Origin of the sequence: Dyadobacter koreensis, from assembly GCF_900108855.1 — a bacterium.
Lineage (GTDB): Bacteria > Bacteroidota > Bacteroidia > Cytophagales > Spirosomataceae > Dyadobacter > Dyadobacter koreensis.
Map to the genome: position 1 here is coordinate 12215 of NZ_FNXY01000005.1, position 20941 is coordinate 33155.

General features: G+C 40.9%; 17 protein-coding genes. 11 read left to right on the forward strand and 6 right to left on the reverse strand.

Going from position 1 to position 20941, the window contains the following annotated elements:
- Positions 1–32: 32 nt before the first annotated feature.
- Positions 33–1922, reverse strand: a complete 1890-nt coding sequence (gene mutL, locus BMY70_RS15615; protein WP_090336642.1) for a DNA mismatch repair endonuclease MutL — start codon at positions 1920–1922, stop codon at positions 33–35.
- 245 nt (positions 1923–2167) lie between these two features.
- Here mutL and BMY70_RS30925 point away from each other — a divergent pair, with 245 nt between their 5' ends.
- The gene (locus tag BMY70_RS30925) at positions 2168–2332 is read left to right on the forward strand and encodes a hypothetical protein (protein WP_177197041.1); all 165 of its coding nucleotides are present in this window, start codon (positions 2168–2170) and stop codon (positions 2330–2332) included.
- Positions 2333–2498: 166 nt separating this feature from the next.
- Here BMY70_RS30925 and nagB read toward each other — a convergent pair whose 3' ends face one another.
- A complete protein-coding gene (nagB, locus tag BMY70_RS15620) occupies positions 2499–4439 on the reverse strand; it encodes a glucosamine-6-phosphate deaminase (protein ID WP_090337807.1) in 1941 nt (646 codons plus the stop codon).
- A 387-nt stretch (positions 4440–4826) separates the two neighbouring features.
- Between nagB and glyA the strand changes: the two genes are divergently transcribed.
- From glyA to serS, 5 genes are all read left to right on the forward strand, one after another.
- Positions 4827–6131, forward strand: a complete 1305-nt coding sequence (gene glyA / locus BMY70_RS15625; RefSeq protein WP_090336646.1) for a serine hydroxymethyltransferase — start codon at positions 4827–4829, stop codon at positions 6129–6131.
- Between the two features lie 255 nt (positions 6132–6386).
- Positions 6387–7088 carry a tetratricopeptide repeat protein gene (locus BMY70_RS15630; RefSeq protein WP_090336649.1) on the forward strand — a complete coding sequence of 234 codons (702 nt, stop codon included), beginning with the start codon at positions 6387–6389 and terminating at the stop codon, positions 7086–7088.
- 106 nt (positions 7089–7194) lie between these two features.
- The gene (ribH, locus tag BMY70_RS15635; RefSeq protein ID WP_090336652.1) at positions 7195–7692 is read left to right on the forward strand and encodes a 6,7-dimethyl-8-ribityllumazine synthase; all 498 of its coding nucleotides are present in this window, start codon (positions 7195–7197) and stop codon (positions 7690–7692) included.
- A gap of 228 nt (positions 7693–7920) precedes the next feature.
- Positions 7921–9279, forward strand: a complete 1359-nt coding sequence (locus BMY70_RS15640; RefSeq protein ID WP_090336655.1) for an aspartate kinase — start codon at positions 7921–7923, stop codon at positions 9277–9279.
- Positions 9280–9362: 83 nt separating this feature from the next.
- Complete coding sequence (gene serS / locus BMY70_RS15645) at positions 9363–10655, forward strand: serine--tRNA ligase (RefSeq protein ID WP_090336659.1); 1293 nt, start codon at positions 9363–9365, stop codon at positions 10653–10655.
- A 52-nt stretch (positions 10656–10707) separates the two neighbouring features.
- On the opposite strand, the gene BMY70_RS15650 is transcribed toward serS, so the two are convergent.
- The 3 genes from BMY70_RS15650 to BMY70_RS15660 all read right to left on the reverse strand — a co-directional run bounded on the left by BMY70_RS15650 (position 10708) and on the right by BMY70_RS15660 (position 14647).
- On the reverse strand, positions 10708–12039 hold the full coding sequence (locus tag BMY70_RS15650) for a MutS-related protein (protein ID WP_090336662.1): 1332 nt from the start codon (positions 12037–12039) through the stop codon (positions 10708–10710).
- 83 nt (positions 12040–12122) lie between these two features.
- A complete protein-coding gene (locus BMY70_RS15655; protein ID WP_090336666.1) occupies positions 12123–13379 on the reverse strand; it encodes a hypothetical protein in 1257 nt (418 codons plus the stop codon).
- On the reverse strand, positions 13376–14647 hold the full coding sequence (locus tag BMY70_RS15660) for a hypothetical protein (RefSeq protein ID WP_090336670.1): 1272 nt from the start codon (positions 14645–14647) through the stop codon (positions 13376–13378). The genes BMY70_RS15655 and BMY70_RS15660 overlap by 4 nt, the downstream gene beginning before the upstream one ends.
- A gap of 224 nt (positions 14648–14871) precedes the next feature.
- Between BMY70_RS15660 and BMY70_RS15665 the strand changes: the two genes are divergently transcribed.
- From BMY70_RS15665 to BMY70_RS15675, 3 genes are all read left to right on the forward strand, one after another.
- Positions 14872–16011, forward strand: coding sequence for an acyl-CoA dehydrogenase (locus tag BMY70_RS15665; protein WP_090337808.1), 1140 nt, complete (start codon positions 14872–14874; stop codon positions 16009–16011).
- Positions 16012–16184: 173 nt separating this feature from the next.
- On the forward strand, positions 16185–17114 hold the full coding sequence (locus BMY70_RS15670; RefSeq protein ID WP_090336674.1) for an AraC family transcriptional regulator: 930 nt from the start codon (positions 16185–16187) through the stop codon (positions 17112–17114).
- Between the two features lie 191 nt (positions 17115–17305).
- On the forward strand, positions 17306–18010 hold the full coding sequence (locus tag BMY70_RS15675) for a porin family protein (protein WP_177197042.1): 705 nt from the start codon (positions 17306–17308) through the stop codon (positions 18008–18010).
- Positions 18011–18075: 65 nt separating this feature from the next.
- Here BMY70_RS15675 and BMY70_RS15680 read toward each other — a convergent pair whose 3' ends face one another.
- Entirely contained in the window at positions 18076–18510 is a 435-nt protein-coding gene (locus BMY70_RS15680) for a nuclear transport factor 2 family protein (protein ID WP_177197043.1), read from the reverse strand.
- Between the two features lie 244 nt (positions 18511–18754).
- Here BMY70_RS15680 and BMY70_RS15685 point away from each other — a divergent pair, with 244 nt between their 5' ends.
- Together BMY70_RS15685 and BMY70_RS15690 are read left to right on the forward strand one after the other, a co-directional pair.
- The gene (locus BMY70_RS15685; protein ID WP_090336686.1) at positions 18755–19117 is read left to right on the forward strand and encodes a hypothetical protein; all 363 of its coding nucleotides are present in this window, start codon (positions 18755–18757) and stop codon (positions 19115–19117) included.
- A 75-nt stretch (positions 19118–19192) separates the two neighbouring features.
- On the forward strand, positions 19193–20935 hold the full coding sequence (locus BMY70_RS15690; protein WP_090336690.1) for an SWIM zinc finger family protein: 1743 nt from the start codon (positions 19193–19195) through the stop codon (positions 20933–20935).
- Positions 20936–20941: the final 6 nt, after the last annotated feature.

The window sequence follows — 20941 nt, forward strand, 5'->3', positions numbered from 1 at the left end:
TCTATAACTCTTTCAGGCTAATTTTCGTTTCCTTATCCCTTAAAGATACTGCTTAACTTATCCATCGTCAATAAAACGATAATTGCCTCGCCACTTGGCGTTCTGTTTGGATCGGTTGAGGCAAACAGCTGGTCAATCAACGTATGTATTTCCAGAAAGGATAGTTTTACCGCATAACGAACAGAAAACCTGCGTGCCAGCGATCTGGATAAGCTTTCTGGCTTATTTAATTTCAGGTCTGAATAACTTTGTTTCAGTTGTTCAACAAGCTCTTCGAAAAGATCCTGCTCACTTTCCTCCGGCAAATCAGCAGGAATTCCACGAATAATTAATTCATTGGAACCGAACTCGTCAAACTCAAAACCCAGGCTTCTGATTTCCTTTTTGGTTTCGTTCACCAGCTGCATATCCGAATGTGTCAGTCGGATTGTTTTTGGAAATAAAAGCTGCTGACATGCCCCGTTCCGGTTCGTAAGCATTTTACGGTATCGCTCATAAAGTATACGTTCGTATGCTGCTTTCTGATCGATCAGCATGATGCCGTCTTTAACCTGAGAGAGAATATAACGGTTATGTAATTGGAAAAGTACAGCGTCGCTTTCCGGTGCAGAGATGACTTCCGAAGCCATACGGTTGACCTTGCTCGCGATCGTCATGGGCTGCTCTTCATACGAAGTTGGACGGGAAACAGTCGTAGAATTCATTTCAAAAGCAGCGAGCTCACGGCTTCTGTCGTCTGTATTCTGTAATCCTTCAAATAATTTATTCCAGTTTGTAAGGTTGGTTTTTGAAGGACCATTTTCAGCATGCCTCGATTGTGCTGCCCAGTCTGGCATAACGGTACGCGGAACGCTGTCATTATTTGGATCCGAGGGAGATGGGTTCAGGAAATTAATATTGTCTTCAAAATCAATTGACTGCGAAAGATTGTAAACGCCGACTGCCTTTTTTACAGCAGCCATAATAATCGCATAAACCGATCTTTCATCGTCAAACTTGATTTCTGTTTTGGTCGGATGAATGTTGATGTCGATATGCGAGGGATCTATTTCAATAAACAAAACATAAAACGGATGGCTGCCTTCCGGTATGGTTCCATCAAATGCACTGGTAACAGCATGGTGCATGTAATTATGTTTGATGTACCGGTCGTTTACAAAAAAGAATTGTTCACCTCTGGTTTTTCTTGCAAATTCAGGTTTGCCAATATATCCACGAACGCTGATGTAGGAAGTATCTTCCTGACAAAATGCAAGCTGTTCGCGGTACGCGCGGCCATATATATCAATGATCCGGCGAACGAGTTTGCCGGGATGCAAATTGAAAACTTCGGTATCATTGTGATGTAAAGTAAACCCAACTTCCGGATGAGCTAAGGCGATTCTTTGAAATTCATCGAGGATATGTCGCATTTCAACCGAATTCGATTTCAGGAAATTTCGTCGTGCAGGGACATTGTAAAAAAGATTTTTTACAGAAAAACTTGTTCCCGGAATGCATGCAACCGGTTCTTGTGTTTTTATTTCTGAACCTTCAATTCTGATCAGCGTTCCAAGTTCATTATCTGCTTGCCTGGTTCGAAGCTCTACCTGCGCAATCGCGGCAATAGAAGCCAGCGCTTCTCCGCGAAAACCCATGGTACGAATACGAAATAAATCTTCAGACTGGCGGATTTTGGATGTGGCATGGCGCTCGAAAGACATTCTTGCATCCGTTTCAGACATACCGATCCCATCATCAATAATTTGTATCAATGTTCTGCCTGCTTCACGTAAAATGACCTGAATATTACCAGCTTTTGCGTCTATGGCATTTTCAAGAAGTTCTTTCACAACCGACGCAGGACGCTGGACAACTTCTCCGGCAGCAATCTGATTGGCTATGGAATCGGGTAATAATTGAATGATGTCGGAAGACGCCATATTTTTACTATGTAGGTTTGCTTTACTATAACAAATTAACAAATTTTTTTCTACACGAGCGGGTATTTTGAAAGGTAGGTCTCAATCCAAAACTGCTTTACACTCAAAAGTTGTCGAAATAATTACATTATTTATTGAAATGTTTAATATGGTTTAAACGTTTTGATTTATATTTACGTTGATCATAAATAAATTATAATTAATTTGTGATCCCTAAGATTAACCTGTGAATAACCCCCGATCCTATGAAAGCACCTGTTTTAAAGAAGTTTAATTTCACGATGGCGCTGCAATGGCTCATCTTTTTGCCGGTTATACTGCCTCTGTGTATTATTTTCGGAGCGGTACAAGGAGTATTGAACATGGTTGAGAAAATGGCTCAACGCATGTGGATCGATATGGAGCTGTAATGGAATTACATTGTAGCTTCGATCCTAAAAACATGCTGACGAATGTTAGTATGAAATTCATTGCGCACAACTATTACTTGACCCACTAAAAGTTATCATATACTAACAAAAATGAAAAGAGCTGTAAAATTTTTTACAGCTCTTTTCATTTTGATTTTTCAGTCTATCAGAATTTCCAGCGAACGAAAGCTTCCATTGCTTCATATTCTGCCAGACCAAGATCATCATATAGCTGAGCTGTTCCTCTATTGCGCTCTTCAGCACGTTGCCAGAATTCACGGGAATCGTCGCCCTGGAACACCACACCATCTTTTTGAGACTGGTGTTTGAAAATTCCCTGACGTTTTTTCAAAACCTGATCCGGGCTCATTGGTACGGCCATTTCAATTTCATAGATATCCCATTCGGCCCATGCACCACGGTATAACCATACCCAGCAATCCTTCATGAAATTCTTATGTTTCGAGCGGCCTAACGCAGCCTCGATTGCATCCCAGCAAACTTTGTGTGTTCCGTGCGGATCGGCAAAGTCTCCGGCTGCATAGATTTGATGTGGTTTAATTTCTTCGATCAAATTTTCGATGATCTTGATATCTGCCTCACCAATCGGATTTTTTTGCACCGTTCCTGTTTCGTAAAACGGCATGTTCAGGAAGTGAGCATTTTCCACCGGAATCCCTACAAAACGACAAGTCGCTTTTGCTTCCCCACGGCGTAAGGTTCCTTTTACGTGGCGGATTTCAGGTGTGTCAATTTCACTGTCTTTTGTATGCTTCAGAAATTCCTTCGCATCGGTAAATATCTTCGTTGCTTCCGGACTTTCGATACCGAATTCTTTATTAAAATCAACAACGAAATCAATGAAACGAAGCGCCTCATCATCAGCTACGGCAATATTTCCGGAAGTTTGGTAAGCAACATGTACCTCATGTCCCTGGTCAACCAGACGCTGAAAAGTACCCCCCATCGAGATAATATCGTCATCCGGGTGCGGACTGAAAATAAGCACACGTTTTTTTGCAGGCTGTGCACGTTCCGGACGGTTCGTGTCATCGGCGTTCGCTTTTCCGCCTGGCCATCCTGTAATCGTATGCTGTAATTGATTAAAGACATTGATGTTGATTTCATAGCAAGCACCATATTGTGCGAGCAAATCACTCATACCATTGTCATTATAATCTTTGTCTGTAAGTTTCAAAATTGGCTTTTTAAGGCTTTGTGACAAATGCGTCACGGCCTTTTTGATCATTTTGTTGTCCCAAACAACAGAATCAACCGACCAAGGCGTTTTTACACGCGTCAATTCCGAAGCAGCACTTTCATCAAGAATGAAAGAAACGTCCGGGTGCGCCTGTAAATAAGAAGCAGGATTACGCTCTGTAACCGGTCCTTCCACAGCACCTCTGATAACAGAAGCTTTGCGCTCACCCCAGGCAAGCAAAACGATACGACGCGCGCTCAATATCGGAGCAACACCCAAAGTGATTGCTTTGCGGGGTACTTTATGAAGTCCTCCGAATTCCATCGCCGCCGCAGCACGTGTAGAATGGTCGAGCGTGATCAGCCTTGTACGTGCATTGATAAGCGAACCAGGTTCATTAAAACCAATATGTCCGTTTCCACCAATACCTAAAAGTTGGAAATCCAGCCCGCCTACCGCATTTATCTTATTTTCGTATGAAGTACAGTAATCACGAACCATCGCCGCAGGAATTGTTCCGTCTGGCAGGAAGTAATTTTCTTTCGGTATGTCAACATGATCAAACAATTGCTCTTTCATGAACCGGTGGTAGCTATGAATAGAGTCCGGCTCCATCTGATAATATTCATCCAAATTGAATGAAATTACATTTTTAAAGCTTAGGCCCTCTTCTTTATGCATTTTAACAAGTTTTGCATAAACAGTTTTTGGAGAAGAACCTGTCGCCAATCCCAAAACACAAGGCTTGCCTTCTTTTTGTTTCTGACGAATAAGATCTGCTATTTCCTGAGCTACTGCATTAGAAGCGTCTTTAGAATCTGCAAAGATCTGGGTTGGAATCTTTTCGTAAGTTATCGGTTGTCCGACACTTTCGCCTGAGACAATAGCATTATCAGCTGCCTGCATCAAAATTGTTTCGGGATTGAGAGATTGTTGATCCATGGGTTTAATTAAATGTGATTTCTAAATCAAGAGTTTAGTAAGAATGAACTGGAATAGTCGGTCTGGAAAAATAGCTGTAAATCTTTTCAATAAATTTAATCATAACGGCCGAACCAGATAGGCAAGCTTAAAGTTATGATAAAAATATTGAGTGCAAAATTACAACACAAAGCGAATATTATTAAAATAATTTAAAAATAACTTTTGTGCAATTTAATAAAGGGTGCTCGTACACGCAAACATCTCATGAGGATTTCATCATAAAGTGTTTGTTAAAATTTTATTACCAAATAATCTATTGTATTTTTGTACCCTGTTAGAAAAATATCACATCATTTCAAGAGAAATACCATGTCTACACTTACAAGCGTCGTACGTGATACCCAAGTTTTTGACCTTATCAATAAAGAAAAACACCGTCAGGAATCAGGTATCGAGCTGATTGCTTCCGAAAATTTTACATCCAAGCAGGTGATGGAAGCATCAGGAAGTGTGCTTACAAATAAGTATGCAGAAGGTCTTCCAGGCAAGCGTTACTACGGTGGCTGTGAAGTAGTCGATGAAATTGAACAAATTGCGATTGATCGCCTGAAAGAATTGTTCGGTGCGACATGGGCAAACGTTCAGCCTCATTCAGGTGCTCAGGCGAACATGGCGGTTTTTGTGGCTTGTCTGAATCCTGGCGATAAGATCATGGGTTTCAACCTTGCACATGGTGGTCACCTTTCTCACGGATCTCCTGTCAACATTTCAGGCAAATATTTTCAACCTGTATTTTATGGTGTAGAAGCGGAAACTGGGCTTATCAACTGGGATAAAGTTGAGGAAACTGCTTTGAAAGAACGTCCGAAATTATTGATCTGCGGTGCGTCTGCTTATAGCCGTGACTGGGATTATGAAAGACTTCGTAACATCGCCGATCAGGTTGGTGCAATTCTTCTTGCAGATATTTCTCACCCGGCTGCACTTATCGCAAAAGGTTTGCTTAACGATCCGTTTGGACATTGCCATATCGTCACAACAACAACACATAAAACATTACGCGGTCCTCGCGGTGGTGTGATTATGATGCGTGATGATTTTGAAAATCCTTTCGGTATCAAAACTCAAAAAGGACAACTTCGTACGATGTCATCTTTGCTTGACTCAGGTGTTTTCCCTGGAACACAAGGCGGACCGTTAGAACATATTATTGCTGCAAAAGCGGTTGCTTTCGGTGAAGCACTTAGTGAAGGATATTACAACTACGCTGTTCAGGTTGCTAAAAATGCTCAGGCAATGGCAAAAGCATTCGTAGAAAAGGGATACCAGATCATTTCCGGTGGAACAGACAATCACTTGATGCTGATCGATTTGCGCACTAAAAATGGTGTTGCATCCGGTCTTACAGGAAAACTTGCAGAAAATACTTTGATCAAGGCTGATATCACGATCAATAAAAACATGGTTCCTTTCGATGACAAATCTCCGATGGTAACTTCGGGTATGCGTTTGGGAACTGCTGCAATGACTTCACGCGGACTTCTTGAAACAGACATGGAACGTATCGTAGATTTGATCGACACAGTTTTGGTTAACCATGATCAGGATGCAAAAATTGCTGCTGTGAAACAGGAGATCAATACCTGGATGGCACAGTATCCGTTATACAGCTAATCCATAGCTATATATTAGATTTTAAACTGCGTAATGTTACTGGAAATGTATACGTTACGCAGTTTTCTTTTTGTATGGAATGAAATTTTTAACTTATTTTTCAAGTAAAAATTGTGTTGAAATAATAAAAATTCAAACAAAAAGTTAATATAATAAAGAAGAGCAATTCAAGTCGACTGTAAAGAATTGTGCGAGAAGTGTTTTGACTTAAATAAGTTTTCATAACTTTGCACTCCAAAATACGAATCAATTGATATGAGCAAGAAAATTACGGACGAGTCCGGGCTTGAAATTATTGAAACTCCGGAAGCGTTAGCAGGCCAAATCAATAAGGCTGAAGTTTTTTTCCTTAAAAATCGCAAAGTACTGGCAGGTATCGGAGGAGCAATCCTTGTGGCAGTAGTAGCGTTTGCGGGATATCGTTTTTATATAGATGGACAGGAAGGTACGGCACAAAACGCACTTTCTTCTGTTGTTTATGATTTCGAAGCTGATTCTTTGTCAAAAGCATTGAATGGAAGCGGAGGAAACGAAGGGCTTTTGTCTATTGCGGATAGCTATAAAGGTACTGACGCGGCAAATCTTGCAAACTTTTATGCAGGTGTTGCTTTGTTGAAGCAGGGAAAATATGATGATGCAATCAGCCACCTGGAATCTTTCAGTTCTTCTGATCTGTTGGTTCATGCGCGTGCTCAATCATTGATCGGTGATGCCTATCTTGAAAAAAACCAGGCAGCTGAGGCTATTACTTATTATAAGAAAGCCGCTGATAACGAAAAAAACGAATTTTTCACACCAGTATATTTAATGAAGCTTGCACTTGCTCAGGAAAAAGCGAATCAGGCTGCTGATGCTGTTGCTTCCTATAAACGTGTTATCGAAGAGTTCCCGCTTTCATCGGAAGTTGTGAACGCTAAGAAGTACATGGGATTGTTAGAGGGACAAGTCGGCAAATAAATGGTGATCCATTATTGTTCCAGGAAAGGATAAAGCCGACACCGGTTTTATCCTTTTTTTGTTTTCAAATATTTCAACTCATAATCTATCATTAACAGGTACTTATATGTCAAGTGCAGATAAAAATTTAAGCGTATTCAATACAGAAGGACTTCCTGATATCAGTAATAAAAAATTTGCTATCGTGGTAGCCGAGTGGAATAATGAGATCACAGAAAAACTTTTCGAAGGTGCCTATCAGACATTGGTCAATTACGGTGCGGCCGAAGCGAATATTTTAAGAGGAAATGTTCCTGGCAGTTTTGAGCTAACGTTAGGCGCTCATTGGTTCGCGCAGCGTGAAGATATTGATGCCGTTATAGCCTTAGGCGTTGTGATTCAAGGAGAAACGAAACACAACGACTATATCAACCACGCTGTTGCCCAAGGCATTACAAACATCAGCATCAAAAATAATAAGCCTGTAATTTTCGGTGTTCTGACTCCAAATAATATGGAGCAGGCAATCGACAGAGCCGGCGGAGCGTTCGGCAACAAAGGCGACGAAGCAGCAATGACTGCCATCAAGATGGTGGGGCTAAAGGATCAAATTGCCGGTAAGTAGTATTGGTCAGGTATAGTCAGGAAGTGGTCATTTATTGCGGCCGCCGCGAGGTCAATTGTATTCAGGAAATGGTCATTTGTTCGGTCAAGGGTGATCAGGAAATAGTCAGGATTCGTTTATGGCAAATACAACCCCTGACAACTTCCTGACCGCGCGGCGGCCGCAATAAGTGACAATCCCTGGCAATTCAAAAATTTAGTAAATTAAAAATTTCAATAATTAATAATTATGCAAGTCTGGAAATTTGGCGGCACTTCGGTTGGGAAACCTGAACGTATGCATTCAATCCGTGAACTTCTTTTGACGGATCCAAGTCGGAAAATTGTAGTATTATCCGCTTTGTCAGGCTCAACGAACGCACTTATCGCGATCGGAGAAGCTGCCAAGGCAAACGAAGATGCATCTGCAGCGAAGCAAATCGGTGATTTGAAAGCGCATTACGATGCTTTTATTAAGGAGCTTTATTCAACTGAAGCGGGTCTTGCCAAAGGCCAGGAAATAATTGATAATGAATTCGGATTTATCCGTTCGCTGGTTGGTATCAAACCTTTTGCTTCCAAACAGGAAAAGGAAATTGTTGCAGAGGGCGAATTGTTGAGTACCCAGCTTTTCCAGGGTTATCTGGAAGAAGTAGGGGATAGTTCTGTGTTGCTTCCTGCTTTGGAATTTATGCGAATTGATGCAGATAATGAGCCGGAACTTGAAAAAATCGAAGAAAAACTTACTTCGATTTTAGCACAGCATCCGGATAAGCAAACAATTGTTACCCAAGGATTTATTTGCAGAAACCCACGCGAGGAGGTTGACAACCTGAAACGCGGTGGATCTGATTATACTGCTTCTTTAATTGGTGGAGCTATCCGTGCAGAGGAAATCCAGATATGGACTGATATCGACGGAATGCACAACAATGACCCGCGTATCGTAAAACGAACTTTCCCTATTCGGGAACTTACTTTTGAAGAAGCGGCTGAACTGGCTTATTTCGGAGCAAAAATTCTCCATCCAAGCACAATTACGCCTGCGAAACTTCGTGGTGTACCGGTTCGTTTGAAAAATACCATGCAACCAGAAGCACCGGGAACGCTTATCGCCAACCAATCTTCTGACAGAGAAATAAAAGCGATCGCTGCGAAAGATAATATTACAGCGATATATATTCACTCTACACGTATGCTGAATGCATATGGCTTCCTGCGTCGTGTGTTTGAGATTTTTGAAAAATACAAAACGCCTGTCGATATGATAACTACTTCGGAAGTATCAGTATCGGTAACGATTGACAACTCGGAACATCTTGAATCAATCACAGCAGAGTTACGTGAATTTGCAGATCTGGAAGAAAATGACAGCGACCAGAATATCATTTGTATCGTTGGAAATTTTAGCGCCGATAAGGAAGGAATCGCGCTGAAAGTACTTGATGCGATGAAAAATATTCCTATACGAATGATTTCGTATGGTGCTTCGGAACACAATCTTTCACTTTTGATCCATTCGAAATACAAAGCTGAGGCCTTAAATGTACTTAATGAGCGTCTTTTTTATTATGAAGATGCGATGAAAGGTATTTTCACGGCTCCGTGATTTCAAAAATCTGATCATTTATTTAGTGATTAGCAGTCAGCACTATGTCAACCCAGCTAATCACTAAAAGCTAATAGCCAAATATGTTACAGACAACTTTTATCCGGGATAACAGGGAATTAACAATCGCCGGATTAACGAAGAAGCATTATAAAGATCCGGAAACTGTGGTTGACCGGATTATAGAACTGGATCGCCTGCGTCGGGAAACGCAGCAGGAACTGGATGCAGTTCTGGCCCAATCCAATGCGAAAGCAAAGGAAATAGGCGGCTTAATGAAGGATGGCAAAAAAGAAGAAGCTGAAATCGCGAAAGGTGAAACAGCGGCTTTGAAAGAACGATCCAAAGAGCTTGACGAGCAGCACAAATCAATTGAAGAGGAGCTGCAAAGTGAATTGGTAAAACTACCAAACTTGCCGCATGAAAGTGTTCCGGAAGGGCGCACTGCGGAGGATAATGTAAATGAACTTGAAGCGGGTGCCAAGCCCGTACTTCCGGAAGGCGCGCAGCCTCACTGGGAGTTGATCAAAAAATTGGGCGGAAAACAGGCTCCGATCATTGATTTTGAGCTTGGAAATAAAATTACTGCGGCAGGCTTCCCGGTTTATAAAGGAAAGGCTGCCCGTTTACAACGCGCGATGATTGCTTTCTTTTTGGATGAAGCAGGAAAAGCCGGTTACAACGAAGTGCAGGTTCCGATCCTTATTAATGCAGATTCAGGTTTTGGTACCGGACAATTGCCGGATAAAGAAGGCCAGATGTATCACGATGCCCAGGACGATCTTTATCTGATTCCGACAGCGGAAGTTCCCGTAACGAATTTATATCGTGATGTGATCGTGGCAGAAAATGATTTGCCAGTTAAAAACGTAGCTTACACACCTTGTTTCCGCCGTGAAGCTGGAAGTTGGGGAGCGCACGTCCGTGGTTTAAATCGTTTGCATCAGTTCGACAAAATTGAAATTGTTCAGATTTGTAAGCCGGAAGATTCTTATCAGGCTTTGACAGATATGTCGAATCATGTAAAAGGATTGCTGGAAAAACTGGAATTGCCTTTCCGTATTTTGCGCCTATGCGGCGGAGATATGGGCTTCACATCCGCCTTAACTTTTGACTTTGAAGTTTGGTCTGCCGGACAGGAAAGGTGGCTCGAATGCAGCTCTGTATCTAATTTTGAAACTTACCAGGCAAACCGTCTGAAACTCCGTTACAAATCCGCGGATAAGAAAACGCAATTATTGCATACACTCAACGGCTCTGCATTAGCACTTCCGCGCATCGTGGCAGCTTTGCTGGAAAACAATCAACAGGCTGACGGAACAATCCGTGTACCGGCCGTATTGGTGCCTTATTGTGGTTTTGATACGATTGAATAAAATTAATTTGACATAATATAGAATCAGCCTTCACAATTTTGTGAGGGCTTTTTTATGAAACAGCGATTTTCAATAGTTCAGGAATTCCAACTTTGTTCAAAATCAATTGCCCGATTTTTTCCGAAGCAATACCTTCTTCGATCTGATAAGTATTTTTAAAATCGCTTGCGGTGATTATGGTTCTAAAACAGCGGAAAGAAACAGAGGGGCAATCCGCAAAGTTTCCCAGTAACTCATAAAGATGCGTCGACACAAGAAAAGTAGAATCGGTTCGAATTGAAAAACCGTCTACTACAATTTTAGAACAATGAAAAGCATCTTCCTGATTCGTTCCACGAAAAAGTTCGTCGATAATTACAAAACATCTGTCTCCGCTGTGAAGTGCTTCTGCAATGGATTTAATCCGCATAATTTCATTGTAAAAGTGACTATACCCTAATTCCAGATTATCAGAAAGATGTATCGAAGTAAACAACCGGTCAGAAAAAGACAGGGAGAGGTTTTCGGCTGGAACGGGCCATCCCAGATGCGCCAGGTACACAATAGCTCCGCAGGTTTTTAAAAACGTCGTTTTTCCGCTCGTGTTAGCGCCGGTCAATAAACAGAGCGTTTGCTGATTTCCCATCTCGAAACTATTCGAAATGGCATTTGAAATTAAGGGATGCCAGATTTGGTCAGCCTTAAAAATTGTCTTATTTTCAATAAATCTGGGGAAAACAAGATGATGTGATTTTCGGGTTTTGGCAACGGAGGCGTAAGCATCAAACTTGTAACAGGTATCAAGTAGCCGTCGAAATAGATTTTTATTTGTAACCCGAAAGTAATAATCGCGGTAAAATACCGATGTGAGTGAAAGATGATTTCCTTTTGTTTTAACAAAAGAATTGATGCTGGAAGAAAGTAGAAATTCCCGAAGAAACGAGAAATCGTCTTGCAATTCTTTTGGAATATCAGCGTCGTCAAACTTGAAAAGCATATCCCGCATTCCACGAACGAGAAGTAGTGTTGCTGTCAGGCCGCTTTGAACGAAATAAAATTCAGCAGGATGGCGCCAGGAATATAAAAATGTATCGACCCAATGTTTGAAAACATCCTGGGACATGGTGTAAGAAATATTGGAAGCATAATAACTTTCAGCGGCTGCAATGTAAGCTCTGGATACGTTCAGCTCCCAATTGTCCAGGTTTTCGTGTACAAAATTGAGAAGCTGCTGAAATGATAAAATTTCTTCGACAGATTTTTTAGGTATACCGATCAGCCTTTTCAGCGCATCCTGGCCTCCCTGTGTTTTGGTTTGATCAAAGAAATTCAGGATACTTCGCTCCTTACTATTTTTAGAAAGTATCTGAAGCTCATGAAGCGTTTGGATATCGACAGGTTGCATAATGAAGATTTAGCGATCTTCAAAAGTATACAGATACCTTGATCCAATTTTCTTAAATAATCTTAAAAATCAATAGGTTATAGTCAACGGGATACGTTTCCTGAAACTTCTTTTTTAGGAAAAGCAAGCCACACAAAATATCCGGTCAGGATAATAATACTCACCTGGATTAGGTAATCGATTATAGAACCTCCCGAGGCCGTTATGTCAGCCGGACTCAAATAGCGCGGCATACCTAATCTCCACCAATAGGATGGGTGAACAACACAAAGGATATTAAAGATTAAAAGAAGAAAAACCTGTTTGCGGTTGCTCCAGTCGATTACGTAAAAAACGAGCGGTACCAGAAAGAGAAAAATATAATTGCTGTAAGCGCTCTGCTGGATTACCATCATCGTCGCATATAAAACAACCCAGACACGAGAGAGCATAATCCGAAAATCGGCATGCTGCAAACGGAAAGCAGCTATCGTAGCCAAGCCAACGGAAGTTACCAGTCCAACCCAGTTCCAGAATTTTTCGCCAACGCCAATTCCGTCAAAAAACCACGGATTGATGATTGAAAGGATATTAGGAGCCCGCAAAACTTTTGCTTCATCCATCGGCTGCATGAATTCCAGACCCACGAGCGGATAAAGAATACCAAGCGAAATTATTCCGATAATAACCATCGGAATGAGGAATCTGATCTTCTGTTTTTCAATAAGAAATAACGGGACAAGGATCAGGACAAAAATTGCTTTGGTCATCAATAATCCGATGGCGAGAATTACGGCATACCATTCCACACGAACGGTTCTTTCTCTGACGAGATATGCAAGAACAACAAATAACCACATCCAAACGTCTTCCTGCGCACCTACGATACATAACACGAGCGATCCCGGAAGAACATAGTATATGAGTGCTTTAAACAAAAATGATCCGCGCGATTGAAATGGACGGAAAAAATGCCACGAAACCCAAAGCGCCACGCCATCCATGACAGCCATGGTAAGTACGATCATTTTCGGACTATACCAGATTTTTAGCCAAATGCCAAGAAAATAGGCATATAGCGGAGAATAGGGCGACCAGAAGTCGCGGTAGACAACCTGGCCCATGGAGGCCTTGCTGCCTTCGTCCCAGAAACCAAGCACATCGGAAGTTGGGGTAATATTGGCTAAAATGTAAACGGCAATGAAAGGAATTAGGCGGAAAATAACCCAGCCTGTAACCAGAGAAGCTCTGACGCCCTTATTTTCAAGCCATCCGGAAAGTTTTTTTCGTTGGGAAATAAGAATAATCAGCAGGACAATACACGCCAGGCTGATGCCCGTTTTTGCTAAAACTACACTCATGCCACAGCCAGTTTATCAGGATTTACAACGTTTTGATAAGTCTTCCGCAAAATCCAGACAAAACATAATACGTTCATAATTTGTAAAATATACTCAAAGAGATTTGACAGATTTCCAAACATGCCGAAAGAAGTGTAAGAAGGCTGGTGAATGTAAACCCAAACGAAAGGCTGAACAACCGTGAGCCAGTTTACCGCTAATAAAACGATTACATGCCAGGTTTTTCTGATATCGATAACATCAAACAAAACGGCCATTAAATAAGCGATCAGGTAGGCACCCATAGCACTTGCCTGGAAAATCATCATACAGACAAACACAGCGATAAAAATTCCGGGAAGAATTTCGCTGATATGTCTGTGGCGTGCTTTAAATGCCATATATGCTGGAAGAAAAACTGTGAAAAGTAAACCGATCCAGTTGATCATGGTTGATTTCTTTTCGTTGATATGAATGAACAATTCAATAAACGGACGGCTTACTGAGAATAAGTTTGGCGTCATCAATTGCTCCGTATGCTGAATTGGCATTAAAAACAGATCTCCGATTTGCCAGTATAAAAATCCGACAGCCGGAATTCCGACGGCCGCCATCACTAACAGCATTTTTACTGGCTTTTTAACTACAACGAGAATCGCAGGAAGGAGAAAAATGAACGTCACTTTTATTGTCAGCAGCGTCAGCGCAAAAAGCAGCCCGGCACCAATTTCGTAGTTATCCTTATGATTTATTGTATAACGCCAGATCAGTAAGGCGGCACCCCAAAACCACACTTCTTCCTGCCCGTCTACAAGGATGTACATAAATCCGGCTGGAAGCATCAGATAGATCATCGCATATTGTAATGCTCTGCTGCTTTTGACTTTATAGGTTTTGTAGGTAAGCCAAAGGATTGCACTTTCCATCAATACCATAAATAAAACGATGGCACGGGAATTGTGCCAGATCCACACCGGAATGCTGATAATATAGGCATATAATGGAGCATGATACGACCAAAAATCACGATACACAAAACCACCGGCTTTTGCAGCTTCTGCTTTATAAAAAAAGAAAGGAATATCACCGCGTGGATCTTCATTGATGATCAGGAAAATTCCGATCCATGGAATCAGACGAAGCAGGACAAAACCTGCTGCAAAAACGGCCTTTTCTTTTTCGAGCTGCCATTTTGCAAAAAGTTCAGACCGGCTGATCACCCAGAAAATACCCAGCGTAAGTCCCAGGTTGATGAAAAGCTTGATATAAAAAACGGTAAGAATGGGCATGTTAAAGTAAATGTCTTTTATGAAGTGTGTTGATTTTAGCGGTTTGAGCTCATATCAAGCCGCAAACTTAAGATAACTTTTTTTCAAAATGACCAGCAAAACGCAAAGATTTAATACGTTACAAATTCGTATGCTTGCATACTATATTACAAAAGTCTATTTTTGAGTTATTAGCAATCATCAAAAGTACCTTTCTTATGCCATATAATGCGCAACTTACCGGAATGGATTTCAACCTGAGTGAGGAACATGAGGCTGTACAATTTGCTGCCCGTGATTTTGCACAGAATGAACTTTTAGCAGGTGTTATAGAACGTGATAATGAACAAAAGTTTGATCCTGCTCTGATCCGAAAGATGGGAGATCTGGGCTTTTTGAGCATGATGGTGTTGCCGCAATACGGCGGAGGCGGCATGGATACGCTTTCCTATGTTATTGCGATGGAAGAAATTTCGAAAATAGATGCTTCGGCGTCCGTGATTATGTCGGTGAACAATTCTCTGGTTTGCTGGGGACTTCAGGCTTATGGAACGGATGCGCAAAAAGAAAAATATTTGACCCGGCTTGCATCAGGGAAAATGGTTGGTGCATTTTGTCTTTCTGAACCTGAGGCTGGTTCTGATGCTACTTCACAGCATACGACGGCGGAGGATATGGGTGATTACTATTTATTAAACGGTACTAAAAACTGGATTACCAACGGAAATTCTTCAGAAATTTGTTTAGTCATCGCGCAGACTCATCCGGATAGGGGACATAAGGGAATCAATGCGCTCATCGTCGAAAAAAATTCTGCCGGATTTACTGTGGGGCGAAAGGAAGATAAAATGGGAATCAGGGCATCCGATACCCATACGCTGATGTTCTCTGATGTTAAAGTGCCAAAGGAAAACAGAATCGGCGAAGATGGTTTCGGGTTTAAATTCGCGATGATGGTTTTGAACGGCGGAAGAATCGGAATTGCTGCCCAAGCCTTGGGAATTGCTGCAGGAGCTTTTGAATTATCTTTAAAATATTCCCAGGAAAGAAAGACTTTCGGAAAACCGATAAGTAACCACCAGGCTATACAATTTAAGCTTGCCGAAATGGCGACAAAAATTGAAGCGGCCAGAATGCTCGTTTATAAAGCAGCAAGACTTAAAGATCAGGGAAAAGATTATATAAAAGCGGCCGCTATGGCTAAGCTGTATGCGTCCGATGTTGCGATGTGGGTTACAACGGAAGCCGTTCAGGTTCACGGGGGTTACGGTTATGTTAAGGAATTTCACGTTGAACGGCTGATGCGTGACGCAAAAATTACACAAATCTATGAAGGTACCTCTGAAATCCAAAAACTTGTGATTGCTCGTGAGTTGCTAAAATAGCTCGTTTAAGGCATTTTTCTACATATTGTTCTAAATGAGGGATTAATTTCGTCTTAAAAAGATACTTTTTTTATATTTTTTGTTATTACATGCTTGTATTAGTTTTGTACAATTTATTAGATTTGTACAAAATTAGAATAATCGGTCTTTTCGGGCCCTAAATGTATACATGTATGGAAGACTATAATAAGATTATCGAATCGTTGGGAGTGAAGTTTGTGAAGGCACGACACATTCGTATCCTGCAACCTATCACGATTAAGAATTTTTATGATGTACAGAATTCACTTACAATTTTGTACGACGGAGAAGTTTCTTTCGGGAGTGAGGAATCTCATAAGGTAGAAGAAGGTGACATGTTGTTTATCCCAGGCGGAAAGCATGCAACTGTTACGTACGGAAACACGCAATCTGCGAAAACCGTGTCGAACGAAGAGTTCATGACAAACCGGGATAATTATATAGAAGCCGGACATGACCCTGCTTTAATCGGAAAATTGCCAAATTCATTTGGTCTTATCTCTTTTGAAGCAAAAGTTTTCGATACTGTAAACTTCTTTACTTCGCTGGATGTTCCTCCGTTTTTGATCAAGAGAGACGATCAGATTGCAATCACGATCAATCAGATTTTGACAGAAGATATGCTTGATATCCCTGGTAAAGGACGTATCATCAAGATTAAAACAGAAGAGGTTGTAATCGAAATTATTCGTTATATTCTTAAAAATAAATTATTTGTTGAACAACTTGTTACAAACAGTACTTATTTCAAGGATCCTCGTTTGATTGACATCTTCGCTTACATCAAAGACAATTTGGGCGGTGATCTATCCAACAAAGTTTTGGCAAACGTTGCAAACGTATCAGAAGATTACGTTGGACAGTACTTCAAAATGCTGACTGGTATTAATCCTCAGGATTATATCGAATACCAACGTATGGAGAAAGCAGTTGACTTGCTTCGTACTTCGAAGAAAAGTATCCGTGCTATTGGTTCTGATGTTGGATATAAAGACACAGCTTATTTCTGCCGTCGTTTCAAAATGATGTTTGGTATTCCGGCCGGTAAAATGCGTCGTCGTGAATCTTTAATGAACGTTTAGTATTTTCTGATTATAAATTTTGAAAAATCAGCCGCCCGGTTAAGGGCGGCTTTTTTTGTAGGGGGAATAGCACAATCAATTTTTTATCGAAATAATTAAACTTTCGTATACTTGTAATTTCTATTACTTTTATTTCTTTTAGTATTAAGGTTTCGGTAAACAACTCAACAAATTTTCGAAAAGCCATGATTGTGAAAAAATCAGTACGTCAATTTCTTTTATTATCACTTTTCACTCTTGCTTGCTCGGCTTCCTGGGCCCAGGTAAGTCTCGGTGTCAGGGGAGGAGCAAATTTTGCGACTTTTGCAGTGAGTGGAGACGATCAGGACTTCCCGTTTAAACCAAAAGCAGGTTTGAACTTTGCACTTTTATTTAATCTGCCTATAAGTGGATCAACCAGTATCCAAATTGAACCGGGATTCTCCCAGCGTGGTGCCCGGATTTCGGAGAAATCCGAACAGCTGATCAATAGCCAGCAGGTAAAGATTGACATTAATGGAAAGTTGTTGGTGAATTATATTGAAATGCCGATCCTATTTCAATACAGACCTCAATTGGGAAAACTGCAGGGATTGCTTTCCATCGGACCTGAGGTGCGACTAATGACTGGTAATATAAGAGCAAAATCCAGATCGAAAGTGTATGTTGACGGTGAACTGGTTAGCGACACGAGTGAAGACGAATCTTATGGTTCTTCGGATGATACCAATAAATTTGATTTTGGTCTTGTCGGTGGTGCGGGCGTCGCATATCCTCTTGGCACTATAAAAGTTTTTGCCGAAGGACGTTATCATTTTGGGTTAAGAAACCTTGCATCGGAAGGTGGTGACGATTCCAAAGTTCACAACCGGGGAGCATCCGCTCACATCGGGATATTGGTACCAATTGGGAAATAATATTCAACAGGAATGATATTAGAAAAAGAGCTTCTGCCCAAGAAGCTCTTTTTTATTGACAAATGTTACCTGACCGGAGTCAGCTGCACTGTAGAAATTTTCCAGCTTCCTCCTTTTTTTACAGAAACGACAGTATACGTTACCGCGTTCTGAAAACTGTTGTTCTCAATTTTTCCCCGCACATTCCAGGTCCCTGTGATCACACCAACATCGCCATAATTTTTTGTCCGCGTACTCGATATCATTCCGGAATCTACCGTGATGTAGCCTTGCGCAACACCTTGAGTTAACATCTCGCGGTCAACTTGTTGTCCATCAAAACTTACTATTGAAAAATCATCTGACAAAATATCATTCAGCATATTGGTATCTTCATCTAACATGGCTTTGAAAAAAGTATTTGAACATTCCGTCGCATCCTGCGGACGTGAAAAACTTGCCTGGGCATAAGAACAAAAGCTGCAAAATGTGAGAAAACTAAAAAGAACTATTTTTTTCATCGGGATTCCGTTGATTTTTGATTTCATAATATTTTTGGAATCTGAGAAAAAGCAGAGTAGCCTGCAAGTTTTTTGCAAAATGCTTATATAAAATTATTCCGTAAAAACATTTCGGGTCGATTCCCTTACATCTTTCAACAAACGTTTTCTTCGCTTGTGAATATATGATTAGATTCGCTTTTGTTTTATAAATACCGAAGTTGTAAATGTTGATATGATAAAGATAAAATCACTAGTTTCATTAATGGCGCTTTTTCTCGGCCTTGTAGCCTGTTCGACACCTCCGGATACACTTGGCAAGCTGGACCTGAAAAAATGGCGTCAGGACCGCGGAGGATGCAAAGGAGAGCGAGCAGAATTGGTCGCAGATCTGAGAGGGGAACAAAAAGAGCTTTTGGGAAAATTCGCAGACGAGATAGGAAAGATTCTTGGGAAGCCGGATATCCATCAGTTAGGCGCAGGAAATACAAAATTCTATGTTTATTTTTTGGAGAAAGGGACTCAGTGCGAGGACATCACAAAAAAATCCGAAGCAAAAAAGGTGATTATGAAATTTAATGCGATTGGGTTGATGTCAGAGATTACTTATCAGAGCCGGCCATTATAATCTAGCCCATTCCAAACCTTGGTAATAAGTAGATCAGCCTGTTAAATTTAAGTTGATATCTAACCTCATCCTGAGATGAACTTAAAAAACTTCCACCAGGAACTTCCCCGGATAATACTTCAGCGCGGAAAAAACTATTACTACGAAGGTGCGGTGATCAGTCTTGAAGAAGAGGAAACCGGATTGTGGACTGCTTCGGTGGAGGGTTCAGAGATTTATTTGGTGGAAGTAATGCTGGGGGAAGGCGGCGAAATAGATTCTTTTTTGTGTGATTGCCCCCATGATGCAGATGTTTTTAAGCATATTGTCGCTGTTTTTTATGAATTGAAAGATAAAGTTAAAACGATTCAATTCAAGCCGGCGGCGCAGCCAAAAATGGGAGCTTTTGACGATATTTTGGAAAATCTGGCAGAAGCTGAGCTGAAAGGCTTTGTAGCATATTACGCCAGCGACAACAAAGATTTTAAGCGTCAGTTTGAGCTGTACTTTGTCAATAAACATAAGGGCACAGATGTTAAAAGACAATATGCCGATCTGGTAAAAAAAGCGATTCGTTCTGCAATAGACAGGCGGTTTAAAGATTATTATTCTTCCAATGATCTGGCTCAGGCAATGAACGCAATTCTTGCAAAAGCCAGGCAAGCTATTCACCTTAATAATTTTCAGGATGCTTCAATTATAGTCTGTACGGTTTTGTCGCAGTTGGCAGCAGATGCTGTGCCTGAAATAGATGATTCCAGCGGTTATCTGGGAGACACGATTTTGGATGCTGTCCTTTTGATACAAGAAATTGCTAAATCCACAAAGATTTCAAGTGAAATAAAAGAACAACTCTTCTTATTCCTGAATGAAGAGCTCAGTAAGGACGTGTATTTTGACTATGGAGATTTTGGGTATGAGCTTTTCAATACATTTCGGTATCTGGCAATACAGCTTGGAAGAGTAGAGGATTTTCTGATATCTGCCAGCCGGAGCGAGACGAATGATCACGAAGAGGAGGAAGATAACTATACAGCGGAATATTTTTTAATTCAGAAATTACTGTTATTCCGGGAAACCGGAAATACTGCCGAAAGAGAAAAATTGATTCATGAGAATTTGAATTTCGTCGAAGTTAGAAAAGAGCTCCTAAGCGAGCTCCTTGAAAGAAAAGATTATATATCTGCCAAAAAATTAATAACCGAAGGAATTGTAATTGCTGAAAACAAAGAGCATCCTGGAACTGTGACAGAGTGGAAAAGGAGGCTTCTTGAAATTGCCATTATTGAAGAAGATATTGAAGCTATAAGGCATTACTCACTTCAATTCGCTTTTGATCAAGGTTTTGATTGTAATTACTATCGCGCGTGGAAAAACACGTTTCCAGAATCTGAGCAGGAAGCAGCATTTTTTAAGTTAGTCGCAAAACTTACTTCGGAAATAAATATGCAGGCCAAGGAACATCTTCATCACGCATGGTGGTCTCCAAGTTATCACTTGTTAAAGGTCCTTGCTCCGTTGTATATAGAGGAAAAAAAGTGGGAAAGCCTTTACAGGGTAGTGGAATCATATCCGAGGCTGGATGTGCTTTTTGAATACCTCCCTTATCTTGCGGTCAGGTTTGAGTCTGAACTTTCAGATCTTTTTATTCCAGCACTTATTCTGGATGGTGAAAAGGCTAATTCACGCCGTGAATATGCTAATCTGGCTTATAATATGCTGGAAATTATGAAGCAAATGCCTGGAAGCCGTTCAAAAATTATCGAAGCGGCGCAAGCACTGAGAGAAAAATATCCAAAGCGATCTGCCATGATCGATGAATTGAAAAAATTGAGGTAACTGACC

Coding starts and splice junctions, on each gene's coding strand:
- mutL (WP_090336642.1), bottom strand. CDS start 1,922: ATGGCGTCTTCCGACATCATTCAATTATTACCCGATTCCATAGCCAAT.
- BMY70_RS30925 (WP_177197041.1), top strand. CDS start 2,168: ATGAAAGCACCTGTTTTAAAGAAGTTTAATTTCACGATGGCGCTGCAA.
- nagB (WP_090337807.1), bottom strand. CDS start 4,439: ATGCAGGCAGCTGATAATGCTATTGTCTCAGGCGAAAGTGTCGGACAA.
- glyA (WP_090336646.1), top strand. CDS start 4,827: ATGTCTACACTTACAAGCGTCGTACGTGATACCCAAGTTTTTGACCTT.
- BMY70_RS15630 (WP_090336649.1), top strand. CDS start 6,387: ATGAGCAAGAAAATTACGGACGAGTCCGGGCTTGAAATTATTGAAACT.
- ribH (WP_090336652.1), top strand. CDS start 7,195: ATGTCAAGTGCAGATAAAAATTTAAGCGTATTCAATACAGAAGGACTT.
- BMY70_RS15640 (WP_090336655.1), top strand. CDS start 7,921: ATGCAAGTCTGGAAATTTGGCGGCACTTCGGTTGGGAAACCTGAACGT.
- serS (WP_090336659.1), top strand. CDS start 9,363: ATGTTACAGACAACTTTTATCCGGGATAACAGGGAATTAACAATCGCC.
- BMY70_RS15650 (WP_090336662.1), bottom strand. CDS start 12,039: ATGCAACCTGTCGATATCCAAACGCTTCATGAGCTTCAGATACTTTCT.
- BMY70_RS15655 (WP_090336666.1), bottom strand. CDS start 13,379: ATGAGTGTAGTTTTAGCAAAAACGGGCATCAGCCTGGCGTGTATTGTC.
- BMY70_RS15660 (WP_090336670.1), bottom strand. CDS start 14,647: ATGCCCATTCTTACCGTTTTTTATATCAAGCTTTTCATCAACCTGGGA.
- BMY70_RS15665 (WP_090337808.1), top strand. CDS start 14,872: ATGGATTTCAACCTGAGTGAGGAACATGAGGCTGTACAATTTGCTGCC.
- BMY70_RS15670 (WP_090336674.1), top strand. CDS start 16,185: ATGGAAGACTATAATAAGATTATCGAATCGTTGGGAGTGAAGTTTGTG.
- BMY70_RS15680 (WP_177197043.1), bottom strand. CDS start 18,510: ATGAAAAAAATAGTTCTTTTTAGTTTTCTCACATTTTGCAGCTTTTGT.
- BMY70_RS15685 (WP_090336686.1), top strand. CDS start 18,755: ATGGCGCTTTTTCTCGGCCTTGTAGCCTGTTCGACACCTCCGGATACA.
- BMY70_RS15690 (WP_090336690.1), top strand. CDS start 19,193: ATGAACTTAAAAAACTTCCACCAGGAACTTCCCCGGATAATACTTCAG.